Raw genomic sequence first — 386 nt, 5'->3', positions numbered from 1 at the left:
CGGCGATGACGGCGCCGTACAATTTTGGGATGCCGCGCATGTGCAGCAGCAGTCCCACGATTTGCGCCAGCATGAGGCCGGCGCCGATGACCGCCAGCGGCGACAGCAGCAGCGATTGCAGTGCGGACATTTCATCGATCATAGTCGGTCTCCCAGATGGTCGCCAGGCCGGTCAGTTCGCGGTCGATGGTTTCGATGCTTTTCTCTAGCGCGGCCGGGACCGGCTTGCCCGCCGTGGCGGGCGCGTCGGCCACGATCCGGGCGCGCACGATCACGCCGTTGGTCTTGGTCGGAATCCAGAGTTGGCCCTTGACCAGCTTGTCCTCGAGCCAGATCGCCTCGTATTTGGCGCCGGCGCCCTTGTCCGCGTCCTTTGCGCGCAGCAG

The 386-nt window shown here is 65.5% G+C and carries 1 protein-coding gene; it reads right to left on the bottom strand.

Annotated elements, in window-relative coordinates; genetic code table 11:
- Positions 1-131 precede the first annotated feature (131 nt).
- Positions 132-386 (bottom strand): hypothetical protein (locus C7C56_RS28635; RefSeq protein ID WP_181373047.1); only part of this gene is annotated, 255 nt, incomplete at its 5' end.

It is taken from the genome of Massilia glaciei, assembly GCF_003011895.2.
In the GTDB taxonomy this organism is placed as follows: Bacteria; Pseudomonadota; Gammaproteobacteria; order Burkholderiales; family Burkholderiaceae_D; genus Telluria_A; species Telluria_A glaciei.
Note: the sequence above shows the minus strand (reverse complement) of the source record. Positions and strands in the feature narration are given on the sequence as shown.